Raw genomic sequence first — 16,275 nt, forward strand, 5'->3', positions numbered from 1 at the left:
GTCACCTCGTAGACGACAACTCGTAGGCCACAATGAGCACACGAGGCGACGGGAACCAGGAAGCCGGTGTGAATCCGGCGCGGTCCCGCCACTGTGACCGGGGAGCGATCCTCCCGCACGCCACTGTTCGCGCACGCGGACGGGAAGGCGGAGGCGAGCGACGATCCGGGAGTCAGGAGACTGATCCGTCGCCGATCTGATAGCAGGGGCGAGGACACCCCGGAGAGGATCGACTGTGATCACGTATGCCCGGACGGAGCCGAAGCAGCGCCCGGAACCCGGCAGAAGAGGGGTGCTGGCCGCCGGAGGCGCCCTGGCCCTCACCGCCACCGGCCTGCTCTCCGGCTGTGGCGGGGACGGGAAGGACGGGGGAGGGAGCGACCGGTTCCGCGCCGCCTTCACGTCGGGCGGCTCCCAGGAAACCCTCGACCCCCACGTCGCCCCGAACTTCGTCGACCAGGCCCGCGCCAAGGCCCTCTACGACACGCTCGGTACGTACGCGGACGACATGTCCGTCCGGCCGCGGCTCGCGGAGTCATGGGAGAGCGACGCCTCCGGCACCCGGTGGCGCATCCGTCTGCGCGCGGCGGAATTCCACGACGGGAAGCCCGTCACCGCGAAAGACGTCCTCTACAGCTACCGCCGCGCTGCCGACCCCGACACCGGCTCGCCCTCGCAAGTACTGCTCTCCTCGATCGACTTCGCCGCGAGCAAGGCCGACGGCGAACGGTCCGTGGTCATCAAACTGAAGGCGCCGAACTTCGAGTTCCCCACCGTCCTGGCAGGGCCCGGCACCGAGATCATCCCCGACGGGACGGAGGATTTCCGCAAGCCCGTCGGCTCCGGCCCCTTCACTCATGTGTCGTTCACTCCCGGCGGCATCGCCCGCTACCGGCGCTGGGCCGATCACTGGGACGGTGCTCCGCACATCGCCGAGCTGGAGATCGTCCCGGCGAACGACGAGTCGGCGCGGCTCAACGCGCTGCTGTCCGGACAGGTGCACTACGCCGCCGACATGGCCGGGTCCTCCGTGGAACGGCTCAAGAAGGAGAGCTCGACCCGGTTGCTGACGGCCGAGCGGGCGACCGCGCAGCAACTCCTCCTGCGTACCGGCCGTGAGCCGTTCAACGATCCGCGCCTGGTACGGGCCGTGCAGCTCGGCATCGACCGGGCGGCGCTGGTGCGTATCGCGCTGTCCGGGCACGGTGAGATCGGCGACGACCTGTTCGGGATGGGCCTGCGCGGCTATCCGGACGGCATCGAGCAGCGTGCACGGGATGTCGACGAGGCGCGCGCACTGGTGAAGGAGGCCGGTGCCGAGGGTCTGCACATCACGGTGGAGACGAGTTCCGTCGACGCCGCGTGGGAGCCTGCCGCGGATCTGATGGCGCGGCAACTGCGCGAGGTCGGACTGAAGCTGACGGCCAACACCCGGGCTTCCAGCACCTACTTCTCGGAGATCAAGACGGAGGGCGTCGCCGCCTTCAACACCACCTCCACGCTGCCCGTCTCCGACTTCCTGCAGCAGCGGGTGCGTGGTGGAGCGGCCCGCAACCAGACGCAGTACGCCTCGAAGAAGTTCGACGCGCTCCTTGAGCGAGCCCGGACCACCCGCGACGAGCGGGACCGGCTGAGCCTGCTGGCCCGCGCCCAGAAGATCGCCCGCGACGAATCCGGACTGCTGGTGTGGGCGTTCTCGGATGCCACCGATGCCATCGACCGTTCCGTCCGCGGCCTGCGTGCGGCACCGCCGAACTCTCACGACTGGGCCCGCTTCGACCGGGTCCGCATCGGCTGAGGTGCGCGCCTACATTCTCCGGCGTTCGCTCCTGGCGCTGGTCCAATGCCTGTTCGTACTGGTGGCTGTGTTCGCCGTCGGATCACTCCTACCCGGCGACACCGCCGACGTGCTCCGCGGTGAACTCGGCACCCCCGAACAAGTGGCAGCGCTACGGCAGCAGTTGGGCCTCGACGAGTCGGCCTGGACCCGCTTCTGGCACTGGCTCGGGCGGCTGCTCACCGGCGACCTCGGAAATTCCCTGACCACCGGGCTGCCGGTGGGCGACGACATCGCGCGCCGCACGGGTGTGACGCTGCTCCTTGGTGTACCCGCGTTGCTCCTCGTCACCGTGGTGGCGCCGCTGCTCGGCACCCTGTCCGGGTTGCGTGAGGGCAGCCGCACCGACCGCACGCTGAACGCGGCCGCCGTGCTGCTGCACGCCGTCCCGGAGTTCGTGCTCGGGCTGCTGCTCGTCGCATCGGTGTCCCTGGCGGCCGGACTGCTGCCCGCCACCGCCGTCGGCATGGACACGGCCGCGTTGCTGGCGGAGCCGAATGTCCTCGTGCTTCCCGTCACCGTACTGACGGCCCGGCACTTGTGCGATCTGGCACGCCAGATCCGCGTCGGCGTAGCGGCCGAGCGGCATGGGCCAGTCGCCGAGCATCTACGGCTGCTCGGCATGCGGGAACGCACGGTGGTGCTGCGCCACGTGCTGCCCAACGCTCTGGGCCCCGCCGCGCAGCAGTACGCCCGGTGCGTGGAGGGGCTGCTCGGCGGCGCCGTGCTCGTGGAGGCGGTGTTCGGATTCCGCGGACTCGGCAGTGGCTTCGTCGAGGCGGTGCAGAACCGGGACCTGCCCCAAGTGCAGACGTACGCGCTCCTGTTCGCGGGCACCGCCGTCGCCGTGAACCTCGTCGCCGATCTGGCCGCACACCGGCTCGCACCGCGACGGGAGGTGACGGCGTGATGCCGCCGGAGAAGTGCCGTTCGACAGGAGCGGTACGAGGGCGCATGCCGTGGATCGCCTTCGCTCTGCTGGGCGTGCCGGTGCTCGCGGCCCTGCTGGGTCCGTCGGTGGCGGGGGAGACGTCGCCGGACGAGAGCGCGCTGCCGTCACAGCCGCCCGGCGCGGGGCACCTGCTCGGCACGGACGTCCTTGGACGCGATGTGCTCGCGCTCGTGTTGGAGGGAGGTGCCTCGGTGGTGGGCAGCGCCCTGGCCGCGCTTCTGGTCGGTACGGCCGTCGGGGTTCCGCTGGGTCTGCTGGCCGCGGGGCCGCGGCGTGGTCTCGACGAGACGGTGATGCGTGCCCTGGACCTGCTGCTCGCCTTCCCCGGCCTGCTGGTCCTCATGACCCTGGCCGCGACGGGACACCGGGAGTGGTTCTGGCTGGTGACGGTCGCCGGGATGCTTCAAGTCCCCGCCGTCGCGCGCCTGGTACGCGGCGCCGCGCTCGCGCCGGGTTCCCGCACGGTCGTCGAGGCGCTGCGGATGCAGGGGCACGGCTGGGCGTACATCCATCTCCGGCATCTGGCGCGGGAGTTGGCTGCTCCGCTGGCCACTGATGCGGGCGGCAGGTTCTCCGTCGTGCTGTACCTGCTGGCGTCCGCCAACTTCCTCGGTCTTGGACTGCCCGCTTCCTCGCCGGACTGGGCCGTGCTCATCGAGCGCAACAGCGACGCGCTGTTCACCCAGCCCGCCGCCGTCCTCGTACCCGCAGGGCTGCTGACGGCCCTGTGCGTCGGCGGAAACCTGCTCGTGGACCGCGCCCTCGCCCGGAGGAGAAGAAGACCGTGACCGGTTCCACCGACCTGCCGCTCTTGGAGATCCCGGAGATCTCCGCCCATGCCGACGGGAGCGCGCGCCCGCTCCTGGACCGGGTCGAAGTGACCGTTTCGGCAGGCACCGTGGTCGCTGTCGTCGGCCCGTCGGGCAGCGGCAAGACCACACTCGGTCTTGCGGCACTCGGCGCCTCACGCGGCGGCGTGCGGCTTGCCGGACGTGTCCTGCTTGCCGGGACCGATCTCATGGCCCTCGCGCCGGACGGACGTCCCGCGGCCCGGGCGGGCCGTGCGGCCCATCTGCCGCAGCATCCGGAATCGGTACTGGATCCGGTCCGCCGGGTCGGCGGCGCGCTGACGGAGCTGGCGGCCCTGGGGCAGCCGGGACGGACCGCGCAAAAGGCCGCCGCACGCCGGGCACTGGTCTTGGCCGGACTGGAGTGGGACGCGGTCCGCCGCCGCTTCCCGCACCAGCTCTCCGGGGGCCAACAGCAGCGCCTGGCGCTCGCCTCCGCTCTGGTGACGGGGGCGCGGCTGCTCGTACTCGACGAACCGACGAGCGGCCTGGATCCGGCGCTCGCACACGCCCTGGGCCGGACGGTCCGCCGTCTCGCGGACGACGGCGTCGGCGTACTGCTGCTTAGCCACGACCTGCCGATGGTGCGCAGGACGGCAGAGAGGGTCATCGTCCTCGAGCACGGCCGGGCCGTGGACAACGGACCGACGACGGGCATCCTCGGCACCGGCAGCCCCGTACCAGGCCCCGGGCCATCAGCCGCAGAGCCGACCACCGTCCCCCATCCGGCCACCCGGGAACTGCTCGCCGCGGAACATCGCACCGGGTCGGGCGAGAAGACCGCTCCCAGCACGACCGCCGCGGCCCGGCCGGGCCCGGCCGGAGTCGTGGCCAGGGGGATCGTCGTACGCCGCAGATCAGCCGATCCTCTCGCCGGGCCGGTGTCGATGACGTTCCCGCCCGGCAGCAGGACCGCACTGCTCGGGCCCTCCGGCTCGGGCAAGACGACCTTCGCCCGCGTCCTTGCCGGACTGACGACGCCGACCCAGGGCGAGACGAGCGTCGACGGCCGATCGCTCCCTGGCCGCGTCGACCGCCGCACGACCGCACAGCGCCGCGTCGTCCAGTACGTGCACCAGGACAGCGCCAGTTCCTTCGAGGAACGCCGTCCGCTCATCGAGCAACTGGCGGACACCGCACGGCTTCTGCGCGGTCTGCGCCGCGAGGAAGCGACGACCGAGGCGTGGGAGACCGCCGAAAGGCTGGGCCTTGACGCATCACTCCTGCGCCGCACCCCGTCCCGGCTCTCTGGCGGCCAGCTTCAGCGCTGTGCGCTGGTGCGAGCCCTGACGGCACGTCCGGCACTTCTGATATGCGACGAGGTGACGTCGGCACTGGACACCGTTTCCCGGGAGCGGGTGCTCGACGCACTTCCTGGTCTTCTCGCCCCGGCCGGAACCGCCCTGCTGTTCATCAGCCACGATATGCCCGCGGTGCGGGCGCTCACCGAGGATGCCGCACTTTTCGACGGTGGGCGCTGCGTGCGGCGCGGGCCGCTCGATGAAGTGCTGTCCAATGAGCGGTCATTCATCTGTAACCCTCGTTGAGGGGTGACCCCTTCGTACCGAGAGAGGTTCGCGCGGGTTCCCTCCCCGTTCGCCCCAGGAATGGAGAGAGTCCTGGGTGCCAGACTTCTCTCTACTCCGGAGAATGCCTTGACTGGGAGCCCGTTCCGGGAGGAAGGCTTGATCCGTGCCGATGAAGTGATCGCCGAGCAGCTTGTGGTTTGCTTCTTGGGAACTTTCGGAATCGGCGATCGGGCCCTATTCCGATCCATGCGGTCGGCCGGCCCCGCCCATGCCCTGATTCATGGGCGGAGTGTGATCGCGGTCAGTACGAGGCCGTCCCTGACGGCGTAGCGGCCCGACAGGTCCTTGGGGAAGCCGAGTTCTCGTACGGGAGGCAGAATCCGGGCCGTGAAAGACCCTTCGCCCGCCGCGTCCGGGCCCGGTCGGAAATCGGTGTCCGGCCGGAAGTCCACATCCGCCTCCTCGAAGCCGAGGGAACGGCGGACGAGGGGGTACCAGGTCTTGTAGATGCTCTCCTTGGCGCTGAACAGGACGCGGTCCCAGCGGACAGAGGGGTGCGCGGTGAGATGTTCCTGGACGCGGCGACGTTCGGCCGACAGGCTGATCGCCTCCAAGACCCCTTCGGGGAGCGGTTCGTTCGGGGTGGCGTCGATGCCGAGCGAGCGGACCCGGGTGGTGCCGGCCACGGCGGCGGCGCGATATCCCGCGCAGTGCGTGATGCTGCCGACGACGGCCGCGGGCCAGCGAGGGCTGCCCTTCGGATCGGAGAGGATCGCGGGAGTCGGCCGCCCCAGGCGCTCCAGGGCGCGGTGCGCGCAGTGGCGGCCTGTGGTGAACTCGCGGCACCTCGCGGGAACGGACTGCGCGATGAGGGCTTGCTCGTCGGGGTGCAGCACGATGCCGTCGGGATCGGTGCGGGACTCCTCGATGACGACGTCGTCCGGGACGATGCGGGCCAGCAGCGGCGCCGCGGTGCGGGAGGTCATGGCGTGCCCTCCCGCTCTTCTTCCTTTTCCTGTTCCGGCTTTTCCTGCTCCGGCTTCTGCCCGTCCGATTCGGAGGCGGGCCGGGTGCGGGCCCTGCCGTCGCGCCGGGGCAGATAGACGAGCAGCTCCGTGGCGATGAAGCGGACGACGAACGTGAGCAGGAGGGCGAGCGCGGTGGCGGGCAGGACCGCCATGTCGGCGCGGTGCACGAGCAGGGCGATCAGGGGGATGCGCAGCACCAGGTCGGCGTTGGCGAGCAGCGCGAACCGGCCCAGGCGGTCCGCCCAGTGGCGGTGTTCGCGGCGGTTGCGGAAGAGCAGCAGGTCGATGAGGACGAAGTTCCACAGCACCCCGAACTGGTTGGCCACCACCTCCGCCGCCATGTAGTGCAGGCCGAGCGCTGTCAGCAGGGCGAGGCCGCACAGGTTCGGCAGGAAACCGGTCAGGCCGATCAGGCCGAACGTGACCATGCGTGCGGCCGGGGTCGCGGTGCGCAGGGACACCAGGTGCGCGAGGAATCTGAGGCCCTCGCGCACGGTCGACTTGGACTCGCCCGCGTACCGCTCCTGGAAGGAGAACGGCACCTCGGCGACGGTGCGCGGGCGGCAGCGGATGGCCAGTTCGAGGAGGATCTTGTAGCCGAGGGGCTTGAGGATCCCGGCTTGGGCGTGGACCGTGCTGCGGCGGATCGCGAAGAAGCCGCTCATGGGGTCGCTGATGCCCTTGAGGGCGGAGGGGAAGAGGCCCTTGGTGACCAGCGTCGAGGTGCGCGAGACCGCCACCCGGTAGCGGCCGGAGAGTCCGGCGTGGCTGCCGCCGCCCGCGTACCGGCTGGCGACGACGAGTTCCGCGTCCGTGCGGCGGCCGGTCTCGATGAGCTCGGGAACGAGCGACGGGGGGTGTTGCAGATCGGCGTCCATGACGACGATCCAGCTGGACGTGGCGGCCTTGAGGCCCTCGACGACGGCACCGCTCAGGCCGCCCACGGGCACGCTGCGATGGATGACCGAGACAGGGAACGGGCAGGTGAGGGCGGCCCGCTCGATCGCTGCCGGGGTGTCGTCGGTGCTGTCGTCGACGAAGACGGCCGTGCAGTCCAGGTGCGGGGGCAGGCCGGCGGCGAGCCGGTCGAGCAGTTCCCCGACGTTCTCGGCCTCGTTGAAGGTCGGCACGATCACCGTCACGGAGGTGCGCACGGGACCGTCGGCCGGCTGACCGTCGGCGAGGATCTCGCCGTCGGCTCCGGCTTCCTCGGCGCCGGTGGGGGAGGTGCTCATCGCGGCTCGCTCATTCTCGCCACCTGTCTGCTTGCATGCCTGCTTGCACGGGAACGGGGCAACTTGTAAGGGGAGTCCGGCAGCCGGGCCGGGAGCCGGCTGCGGTGCGGAGACGTCGAGACGCTAGCCGCGACGGGGTGTGGTCTCCACCCCTATCCGTCCCCTTAGCGCGCCGCGGTCGCTGCTTTCCGGATCCGGAGGGGCGGGATCCGGCCGTTCTGGCGAGCAGTCGATGAATGTGAACATGTGTTTGGTTTAACGCGTCGGCCGCACGAAACCGTGCCGTAACAATATGGCGCATCTCACAAGGTGGGTCAGGTGGGCGGAGTTTGCAGCCCAGAGTCGCTGCATCGCATTGACGCGTTCATAGCGCAGCGTCGTGATCTTGGTCATGCAAACAGCTTGTTCTGCGAGTGGATAACGGCCCGTCACATTGACTTCAATTCGATGAGTAGTAGGCGCCTTCGTGACCGGTTCCGGTGAGGGGTTCGTCTTAATGGAATCTGTGCGGACGGGTCGAAGGAGGGGGTGCTTACCCGCCATCGGCCGGACCGTGAGGTGTAAGTCGGGTCTCGCCGGGGAGGCAGATGAAGATCGCGAAGGCGTCGGCGGACGCGTGCCTGGCTCCGCGGTGTCCGGATCGCCTCAGGTGAGCGGGCGTGCGGCACGCGGTGACCAGTTCACTTTCTGGCATCCTCACAAATGGAATTACAAATTCAACATACGGCCGGGGTAGCGGAGGTCCATCTATCACATTCACGGCCGGAGTGGGGAGGGCTGAACGTTGCGAGTCCCCGTGGATTTGAGGGGGTGACCACGCTTCTTTCGGGGCTACCTTGTCGCCAAGATTGAGTCATAGTTGAGTTGATTCTGGAGCGACGGCCGAGAGCGGAGGGGAGGCGTTTGGATCTGCCCTGGTATCTTGCAAAACGGCTCGGATGGTCGCTGGATGGGCGCTGTATCTAAAAGCGGGCCGATGCAGAGTGAGCTAATTTCCTAACGGGGAGGAAACCACGCTATGAGTCTGGTCGAGCGAGTTGATGAATTCGCTGTCATTGGGGAGATACTGACAAAAAGTGCAGAGCGGTCCTCCCATGTGGTGGTGGTGAGAGGCGCGGTGGCCACCGGCAAGAGCGAGCTCCTCAACGGGGTCGCCGAGCTGGCTGAGGCACGGGGCGTCACGGTTCTCAAGGCCACCGGCCTAAGGACGGAACGCCGCACTCCCATGGCGGTACTCGGCCAACTCCTGCTCGGCGACGCACAGATGGACACGACCGACCCGGCGCGGGGCGCGGCGGCGGCCTGTGCGGAACAGCTCCTCGATGACGCGCGGTTCACCGCGATGCTGCGCGACCCCGACTCCGAGCGGGAGGAACACGTACGGGCCCAGGTCATGAGGTCGCTGAGCGGTGCCCTGCTCGGCCCGGCCGGAGGCGGCCCGCTCGCCGTTCTCGTGGACGACGTCCAGTACGCCGACATCCCCTCCCTGCAGTGCCTGCAGTACGCGATGCGCGAGCTGCGCGCGAAGCCCCTGACGATCGTGCTCGCCCTGCGCACCGGACCGCATCCCGCCCGGCCGCTGTTCGGCGCCGAACTCCTGCGCCACCCCCGCCTCACCCAGCTGCGCCTGACGCCGCTCGGCGAGCGGGCCACCGTCGACCTGCTGCACCAGCACGTCGACGAGGCAGCTGCCCGCCGCCTCGCCCCGGCCGTGCACCGCGTCAGCGGCGGCAGCCCGCTGCTCATACGGGCTCTGATACACGACCTCATAGAAGACGCCGTGACCACCGGCGACCCCCATCCCGCGCCCGCGGGGCCCGTCGTCGGCGCCGCCTACCGGCAGTCCGTGCTCAGCTGCCTCCACCGCGGCGAGCCCGAGCTGCCGGCCGTCGCCCGGGGCCTCGCGGTCCTCGGTGACGACGCGACCCCCGGTCTCCTCGCAGACCTGCTCCGACGCAGCCCGGATGCCGTATCGTCGGCCCTGCGCGAACTTGAGTCGGCCGGGCTCATCGGCGCAGGATCCTTCCGGCACGACGTGGCGCGCACCGCCGTTCTCGACGACATGGCTGCCGTGGAGCGCCTTGCCCTGCACCGCAGGGCCGCCGAACTCCTGCGCCACCTCGGCGCCGAACCACCCGTCGTCGCCCGACACCTCGTGGCCGCCGGCGAAGCCGGGGACGCGGAGTCCCTCGACGTGCTGTGGGACACGGCCACCCGCGCCCGGCGCGACGAGGACGCCTCCTTCGCCATCGACTGCCTTCAGCTCGCCGAGGAGGCCTGCCACGAAGGGGCGCGGCGCGGCGAGATGCTCGCCGAACTGACGCGCCTCGTATGGCGGTTGCGCCCGGCCACCCTCGGGGCCCACTTGCGCGCGCTGCGCTCGGCCTTCGACGAGGGCTGGCTCGGCGAACAGGCCGTTCCCGTGCTGCTCTCCGGGCTGCTGTGGCAGGGCAGGTTCGAGGAAGCCGTGGAGGTCGCCCGCAAGTGCCAGGGCGCCTACGAGGGTACGTCCGTCGCCGCGCTCTACCTGATGACCGGCTCCGTACGCGCCACCTACCCCGGGCTGAGCGAACGGCTCGCCCCCGACAACTGGATGCCCGCACAAGGCGCAGCGGACGGCATGAGCGCCCGCGGTGGTGATCCCGCGCACAAGGCGGGCGCGGCCCTGCACCTGACCCTGAGCCGTGGCTGCGAGCCGCATGTCACCGACCTCGCCGAGGCCGTCCTGCAGGGTGCCCGTCTCGGTGAGTGCACCCTGGACGCGCTGACCTCCTCGCTCTCCGTGCTGATCTACTCCGACCGCCTTGAACGGGCCGCACACTGGTGTGACGCGCTGCTGCGCGATGCCACCAAGCTCGGCGGCCCCGGGTGGCAGGCGCCGCTGTCCGCTACCCGGGCTCAGATCGCGCTGCGGCAGGGCAGTACCGAGGAGGCCGTCCGCTATGCGGAGAACGCCCTGTCGTGGATGACGCCCGGCAGTTGGGGCGTTGCCATCGGCTCTCCGCTGGCCACCCTCGTCTCCGCGCACACCGTGATGGGGCAGTACGAGGAGGCCATGGCCCACCTCGATCAGTACGTCCCCGACCGGCACCACGAGACCCGCTACGGCATCGAACTGCTGTATGCGCGCGGTCAGTTGTACGCGGCGATGGGGCGCAGCCACCCGGCGCTCGACGACTTTCTGCTGTGCGGGGAGCTCATGACCCGCTACGGCATCGACCAGCCGGCGTTCGTGCCGTGGCGGTCCGCGGCCGCGGAGGTCCACCTGCGCACCGGCGGCGGCGCCGAGGCCGAGCGGCTCGCCAAGGAACAGCTGGCCAAGTGCGGTCCCGGGCAGTCCCGCACCAGGGCCCTGTCCCTGCGCGTACTTGCCGAGGCCGGCGGGCCGCGCCACCATCATCTGCTGCGCGAGGCGGTGGAGGAGCTGGAGTCCTGCGAGGACCGGCACGAACTGGTGCGGGTGCTGGGCGCGTTGAGCCGCTCGCACCACGCCCTGGGCGAGCTGGGACAGGCGCGGATGATGGCGCGGCGCGCCTGGCGCATCGCCAAGGGTGCGCGGGCGGAGGCACTCTGCGCGCGTGTCGTGCCCTACAGCGACAGCGAGGTGACCGCGACCACCGAACGGCCTGCGGAGGTCGAGGGCGCTGCCCCCGACGAACTGACCGACGCGGAGCGGCGCGTGGCGACGCTGGCGTCGTTCGGGCACAGCAACCGTGAGATCGCGCGGAAGCTCTTCATCACGGTGAGTACCGTCGAGCAGCATCTGACCCGGGTCTACCGGAAGCTGAATGTCACCCGCCGCAAGGATCTACCGCACTACCTGCTCGCGGACACCGCGTGCTGACGGGGGCTCGGGTCGAGGCGTAGCCGTCGGCTCCTCCGGGCAGCGTTGCCCGGAGGGCGGAGTCAGCAGTCCGTGTCCCCCTCACAGCGGTGTGTGTCAACGCCGCCGACGTGAAGCAGCCGGTCGGCAACGCGTCGCGCGATCTCGGCGGAGCGGGTGGAGAACACCACGGCCCCGGTCGACGCCGTGTATTGGTCGAGCACACGGCAGATGATCTTCTCCGAGGCGACATCCACGTCGTCGAGTGGCTGGACGAGAAGCAGCAGCGGCGGAGTGTGTAACAGGGCACAGCCGAGTGACACGCGGGAGAGCAGGCCGGGGGAGAGTCCCCTACACGGGGTGTTCCGGACGGCGTGCAGGTCGAGGGCGTCCGCCAGTTCCGAGGTGCGCTGCTCGGCCCGCTCCGGGGACAGACCCTTCTCCGTCCCGGACTCCACCAGAGCGTCGTGCACCGGGAGGTCGGGTCTGGGTATCGTCGAGGGGGCGAGGCCGACGAGCCGTTCGACGGCCTCCGGTTCGTCGTGCGCGTCCACGCCGTACACCGAGACGGAAAGGCCCGGTCTGCTCTCGGCGAGCAGACCGGTCAGGAACCGGTCCGCGGCGATGTCGTCCGAGACGGCGGCCACGCAGGTGTGCCGGGGGACCCGGAGCTCGCAGCCCTGCTCGCCCGCCGTGTCCGCCGCGCCGTCTGCCGTGTGTCGTACCTCCAGGGCCAACCGTTCCGGCCGGTTTCGACCGAGCATGCCGCCGGGGCGGTGGTCATGCACGGGAAACTTTCGCCTGTCCGGCCCTGGATGCATGAAATCTCCCTCTCGAAGCGAACGGTTCGTAGTTCGGCGCACGTAGGCTCCGTGCCGGGCAAGCGTGTGGACACAACGGATTATTTCAAGGTTTCGCCTGGATTTCGTACGGTCTTCAGGAGCAAGTTCACACTACTAAAGTAGTCACTGCGCCCCGAACACCATTTGGTTCCTCGTACGTCTTTGCTGTTGTCGTGAGTTCGGGGCCTCGCAGATCAACGTTCGGGACCAGGCTGCGGGTTGTATCTGCAAACTGACTCTTCTGAACTCGCGGATGCAAGCCTTCATGTATCTATGGCGTGTCGCCGCCTTGTGCCGCTCATGTTCCCATGTCTTTATGTCCGATGGCCGCCTGGGGGCGGCGGTGTTACCCCTGCAAATCTAGGAGACGCAAGGGGGTGCTCAGGGGTTTACCGCTGACCCGCACATCCCGGGATAATCACAGTGCACCTTCGGACGTGCCGTGCGTCGGAAGCGGTTCGCGGGCCCGCCGGTCCCTGGTGGGGTGCGGGCCGCACCGATCGCGGACCCCCTCCCGCTGCTGCCGGAGCCCGGCCCTCGCGGCCGTCCGAGAACGTATCGCCGGGCCGGCCCCACCACGGACAGAGGAGTTTCCGTTGGTTGCCCTCAACGGCACATTGCACGCCGGAACAACAGAATCCATCACCATGCTCGGCCCGGACTTCCCCTTCGCGTACGACGAATGGCTGGCGAGCCCGGAGGGTCTCGGACAAATTCCGGTGGGCGAGTTCGGTACGCCGGTCGCGGTCATCGGCGCGGGATTGTCCGGCCTTGTTGCCGCGTATGAGCTCATGCGGCTCGGAATGCGCCCCGTAGTCTACGAGGCGGGTCACATGGGTGGCCGAATGCGATCGGCCGGTTTTGATAGCCGCCCGGATGCGGTGGCCGAACTCGGTGCCATGCGGTTCCCCGCTTCGGCGGCCGCACTTCAGCACTATCTCGACCTGACGGGCCTGCGGACCCGTCCATTCCCCAACCCGCTCACCGCGGCCAGCGGCAGCACCGTCGTGGCACTCGGCAACGACCGGCATTACGCGCGCCATGCAGCTGAATTGCCGGATATATATCAAGAAGTAGGCACTACATGGGACAAGGCATTGCAGGAGGATGCCGAGTTCTTCGCGATGGACGATGCGATCAGGCGCCGTGACACCGAAGCCATCAAGGCCATCTGGAACCCCCTGGTGCGCCGCCTCGACGACCAGTCCTTCTACGCCTTCGTCGCCTCGTCGCCGGCTTTCGATTCGTTCAGGCACCGGGAGATCTTCGGCCAGGTCGGCTTCGGCGCGGGCGGTTGGGACACCGATTTCCCCAACTCCATGCTGGAGATCCTGCGCGTCGTCTACACCGGCGCCGAGAACGACCACCGGCTCGTCGTCGGTGGTTCCCAGCAACTCCCGCTGCGCCTCTGGTCGTCGGCGCCCGACGACCTCGCCCACTGGCCCGCGGGCACCACCCTGGAGTCCCTGCACCGCGGCGGGCCCCGGGGCGCGGCCCGGCGCATCACGCGCACCGCGCGCGGCATCACCGTCCACGACGAGAGCGGCGCCTCGCACACCTACCCGGCGGCCGTCTTCACGCCCCAGAAGCGGACCCTCGTCACCAACGTCCGCTGTGACCGCGGGCTCCTCCCACAGCCCACGTGGACGGCCGTGGAGCGCAGCCACTACATGGGCTCATCCAAGCTGTTCGTCCTCGTCGACCGGCCGTTCTGGCGCGAACGCGACCCGGAGACCGGCCGCGAGATCATGAGCACCACCCTCACCGACCGGCTGCCCCGCGGCGTCTACCTCTTCGATGAGGGGCCGGACCGCCCCGGCGTCATGTGCCTCTCGTACACCTGGAACGACGACTCCCTGAAGATGGCGCCGCTCAGCGCGGAGGAGCGCCTCGACAGCGTCCTGGAGGCTCTCGCGGACATCTACCCCGACGTCGACATCCGCTCCCGCATCATCGCGCCCCCGCGCACCGTCACCTGGGAGACCGAGCCCCACTTCATGGGTGCCTTCAAGGCGAACCTGCCCGGCCACTACCGCTACCAGCGACGCCTGTTCACCCACTTCATGCAGGACCAACTCCCCGCGGCGCAAAAGGGGTTCTTCCTCGCCGGTGACGACGTCTCCTGGACGGCGGGCTTCGCCGAGGGCGCCGTGACGACGGGGCTCAACGCCGTGTGGGGCGTCGTGCGCCATCTCGGCGGCGCCACCCGGCCGGGCAACCCGGGGCCCGGCGACCTGTTCTCCGCGCTCGCCCCGATCGATCTGCCCGACGACTGAGACGAGCACGCGCACGGCAGGGGCCCCGGAGTTGGACTCCGGGGCCCCTGCCGTGCGTTGTGATCTGTAGCGGTCCGGCCAGGCCGGTCAGGTCTGCGCACGCCGCAGGAAGCCCCGTATGCCAAGCGTGGCGAAGAGCGAGATCGCACCGACGAGCACCACCAGGGTGATGGGCAGCGGGATGTGCTCCACGTGCGGCGACGTGACCGCGCGCATGCCCTCACTGGCGTACGAGAGCGGATTGGCGCCGCAGATCACCTGGAACCAGCGGACCTCGTCGAGGGCGCTCAACGGGAACTGTGTCGACCCCGTGAACAGCAGCGGCATCAGGACCAGCGTGAACATGACGTCCACCTTGTCGCTGGAGACCGACGTGCCCAGGCAGAGCCCGATCGACGCCCCGGCTATGGCGCCGAGCAGAGCGATGCCGAGCGCGGGCACCGTACGGCTGACCGGCCAGGACAGATCGAGCAGCACCATGCCGACCGGCGTCATCATCAGCGACGCCACAAAGCCGTACAGGCCGCCGAAGATGATCTTCTCGACGGCGACAAGGCGCAGCGAGATCGGCGAGAGCAGCCGGTCCTCGATCTCCCGTGTGTACGAGAAGTCGACGACCAGCGGAAGCGCCGTGTTCTGCATGCCGCCCAGAAAACCGTTCAGGGCCAGCACGCCAGGCAGCAGTACCGCGCTGTAGTCGCCGTCCACATAACCCGCGTCGCTCAGGAGCACGCCGAAGACGAAAAGCGTGAAGAACGGCTGGATGATGGCCTGGCCGATAAAGGTGGGGAACTGCCGCAGGGCCACGAAGATGTCCCGCCATATGATGGCGCGAAACGTATGCAGCTGCCCGTGGGCCGGCGGAGTCGGCGCGCTCTTCGCGGGCGCCGCGGTCGTCGCACTCATCGCAGGTTCTTTCCGGTGAGATGAAGGAAAACGTCTTCCAGGGAAACCCGCCCGATGCCCACGTCGGTCACCCGGTAGCCCCGCCCTGTCAGCGCCGCGAGCGCCCGCGGCAGCGCCTCGACCGGCTCCGAATCCGTGTAGATCCGCAGCTCGCAGGCGTCACCGGGCGCCGACTGCGCCTGGGTGTCCACTTCGTCTACCTGCCGTACCCCCGCCAGCTCCGTGAGCAGCTTGATCACCTGGTCGGGGCCGTCGGGGGCCCGCACCGTCACCGAAAGCGTGGAGTGTGCGGGCAGCAGTGCGCCGAGTCCGTCAGGCGTGTCGAGCGCCAGCATGGTGCCCTGGTCGACGATCCCGACGCGGTCGCAGAGCTTCGCTGCCTCGTCCATGTCGTGCGTGGTGAGGACGACCGTCACGCCCTGCTCGGTGAGTTGGGCGACCCGCTCGTGCACGAAGAGCCGTGCCTGCGGGTCGAGCCCGGTGGCGGGCTCGTCGAGGAAGAGCACGCTCGGCCGGTGGATCAGGGCGCGCGCGATCATCACCCGCTGCACCTGGCCGCCCGACATGTCGTCGACCTTCGACTTCCGGTACGAGGTGAGACCCATCTGGTCGAGCAGATCGTCGGCGCGCTGCCGCCGCTCGGCCCGCGGCACCCCGTGATACGTCGCATGGAACAGCAGGTTCTGCCGGACCGTCAGGGACCGGTCGAGATTGTTGCGCTGCGGCACGACGGCAAGAACACGCTTCGCCCGCCGGGGCTCCGCCACGACGTCCACGCCGTCGATCAGGACGCTGCCCGAAGTCGGCCGCACGCGTGTGGTCATCATGCCCACCGTCGTGCTCTTTCCGGCGCCATTGGGGCCGAGCAGGCCGAACACCTCGCCCCGGCGCACTTCAAAGTTCAGTCCATCGACTACGCGCCTCGAATTCGACGAGTACTGTTTCACTAGGTCTTCAACCCGGACAGCATTTTCCACGATCCTCACCCTAGAGGTGGGC

At 69.4% G+C, this 16,275-nt stretch carries 11 protein-coding genes and 1 riboswitch; of the genes, 6 read left to right on the top strand and 5 right to left on the bottom strand.

All coding sequences use genetic code 11. The features are described from left to right. Positions 1-3 precede the first annotated feature (3 nt). Positions 4-203, top strand: a riboswitch (cobalamin riboswitch). A gap of 32 nt (positions 204-235) precedes the next feature. From ACZ5CR_RS05565 to ACZ5CR_RS05580, 4 genes are read left to right on the top strand one after another with little or no spacing between them, the layout of a single operon-like run. Next, positions 236-1,798, top strand: coding sequence for an ABC transporter substrate-binding protein (locus ACZ5CR_RS05565; RefSeq protein ID WP_468853828.1), 1,563 nt, complete (start codon positions 236-238; stop codon positions 1,796-1,798). A 1-nt stretch (position 1,799) separates the two neighbouring features. Continuing rightward, positions 1,800-2,747, top strand: a complete 948-nt coding sequence (locus ACZ5CR_RS05570) for an ABC transporter permease (protein WP_468853830.1) — start codon at positions 1,800-1,802, stop codon at positions 2,745-2,747. Positions 2,748-2,791: 44 nt separating this feature from the next. Beyond that, positions 2,792-3,577, top strand: coding sequence for an ABC transporter permease (locus tag ACZ5CR_RS05575; protein ID WP_468853832.1), 786 nt, complete (start codon positions 2,792-2,794; stop codon positions 3,575-3,577). After that, entirely contained in the window at positions 3,574-5,184 is a 1,611-nt protein-coding gene (locus ACZ5CR_RS05580; protein WP_468853834.1) for an ABC transporter ATP-binding protein, read from the top strand. The genes ACZ5CR_RS05575 and ACZ5CR_RS05580 overlap by 4 nt, the downstream gene beginning before the upstream one ends. 260 nt (positions 5,185-5,444) lie before the next feature. Here the strand turns inward: ACZ5CR_RS05580 and ACZ5CR_RS05585 are convergent, their stop codons facing one another. Then, positions 5,445-6,152: a 4'-phosphopantetheinyl transferase family protein gene (locus ACZ5CR_RS05585; protein ID WP_468853836.1), complete on the bottom strand. Its 708-nt coding sequence runs from the start codon at positions 6,150-6,152 to the stop codon at positions 5,445-5,447. Continuing rightward, positions 6,149-7,429, bottom strand: coding sequence for a glycosyltransferase (locus ACZ5CR_RS05590; protein ID WP_468853839.1), 1,281 nt, complete (start codon positions 7,427-7,429; stop codon positions 6,149-6,151). Before ACZ5CR_RS05590 ends, ACZ5CR_RS05585 begins: the two co-directional genes overlap by 4 nt. A 1,018-nt stretch (positions 7,430-8,447) precedes the next feature. On the opposite strand from ACZ5CR_RS05590, the gene ACZ5CR_RS05595 reads away from it, so the two are divergent. Continuing rightward, on the top strand, positions 8,448-11,273 hold the full coding sequence (locus tag ACZ5CR_RS05595; RefSeq protein ID WP_468853841.1) for a helix-turn-helix transcriptional regulator: 2,826 nt from the start codon (positions 8,448-8,450) through the stop codon (positions 11,271-11,273). 62 nt (positions 11,274-11,335) lie between these two features. Here ACZ5CR_RS05595 and ACZ5CR_RS05600 read toward each other — a convergent pair whose 3' ends face one another. Further along, positions 11,336-12,040 (bottom strand): P-loop NTPase family protein, encoded by a 705-nt coding sequence (locus tag ACZ5CR_RS05600; protein ID WP_468853844.1) that lies wholly within the window; start codon positions 12,038-12,040, stop codon positions 11,336-11,338. Between the two features lie 701 nt (positions 12,041-12,741). On the opposite strand from ACZ5CR_RS05600, the gene ACZ5CR_RS05605 reads away from it, so the two are divergent. Beyond that, on the top strand, positions 12,742-14,370 hold the full coding sequence (locus ACZ5CR_RS05605) for a flavin monoamine oxidase family protein (RefSeq protein WP_468853913.1): 1,629 nt from the start codon (positions 12,742-12,744) through the stop codon (positions 14,368-14,370). A gap of 87 nt (positions 14,371-14,457) precedes the next feature. Here ACZ5CR_RS05605 and ACZ5CR_RS05610 read toward each other — a convergent pair whose 3' ends face one another. Both ACZ5CR_RS05610 and ACZ5CR_RS05615 read right to left on the bottom strand, forming a co-directional pair. Then, positions 14,458-15,276 (bottom strand): ABC transporter permease, encoded by an 819-nt coding sequence (locus ACZ5CR_RS05610; RefSeq protein ID WP_468853846.1) that lies wholly within the window; start codon positions 15,274-15,276, stop codon positions 14,458-14,460. Then, positions 15,273-16,262, bottom strand: a complete 990-nt coding sequence (locus ACZ5CR_RS05615) for an ABC transporter ATP-binding protein (protein WP_468853849.1) — start codon at positions 16,260-16,262, stop codon at positions 15,273-15,275. The genes ACZ5CR_RS05610 and ACZ5CR_RS05615 overlap by 4 nt, the downstream gene beginning before the upstream one ends. Positions 16,263-16,275: the final 13 nt, after the last annotated feature.

This window comes from Streptomyces sp. NPDC031274 (assembly GCF_055570235.1).

What these genes read in the sequence shown, in the direction of transcription:
- ACZ5CR_RS05585 (WP_468853836.1), bottom strand. Translation starts at nt 6,152, where the DNA reads ATGACCTCCCGCACCGCGGCGCCGCTGCTGGCCCGCATCGTCCCGGAC.
- ACZ5CR_RS05575 (WP_468853832.1), top strand. Translation starts at nt 2,792, where the DNA reads ATGCCGTGGATCGCCTTCGCTCTGCTGGGCGTGCCGGTGCTCGCGGCC.
- ACZ5CR_RS05590 (WP_468853839.1), bottom strand. Translation starts at nt 7,429, where the DNA reads ATGAGCACCTCCCCCACCGGCGCCGAGGAAGCCGGAGCCGACGGCGAG.
- ACZ5CR_RS05605 (WP_468853913.1), top strand. Translation starts at nt 12,742, where the DNA reads ATGCTCGGCCCGGACTTCCCCTTCGCGTACGACGAATGGCTGGCGAGC.
- ACZ5CR_RS05595 (WP_468853841.1), top strand. Translation starts at nt 8,448, where the DNA reads ATGAGTCTGGTCGAGCGAGTTGATGAATTCGCTGTCATTGGGGAGATA.
- ACZ5CR_RS05610 (WP_468853846.1), bottom strand. Translation starts at nt 15,276, where the DNA reads ATGAGTGCGACGACCGCGGCGCCCGCGAAGAGCGCGCCGACTCCGCCG.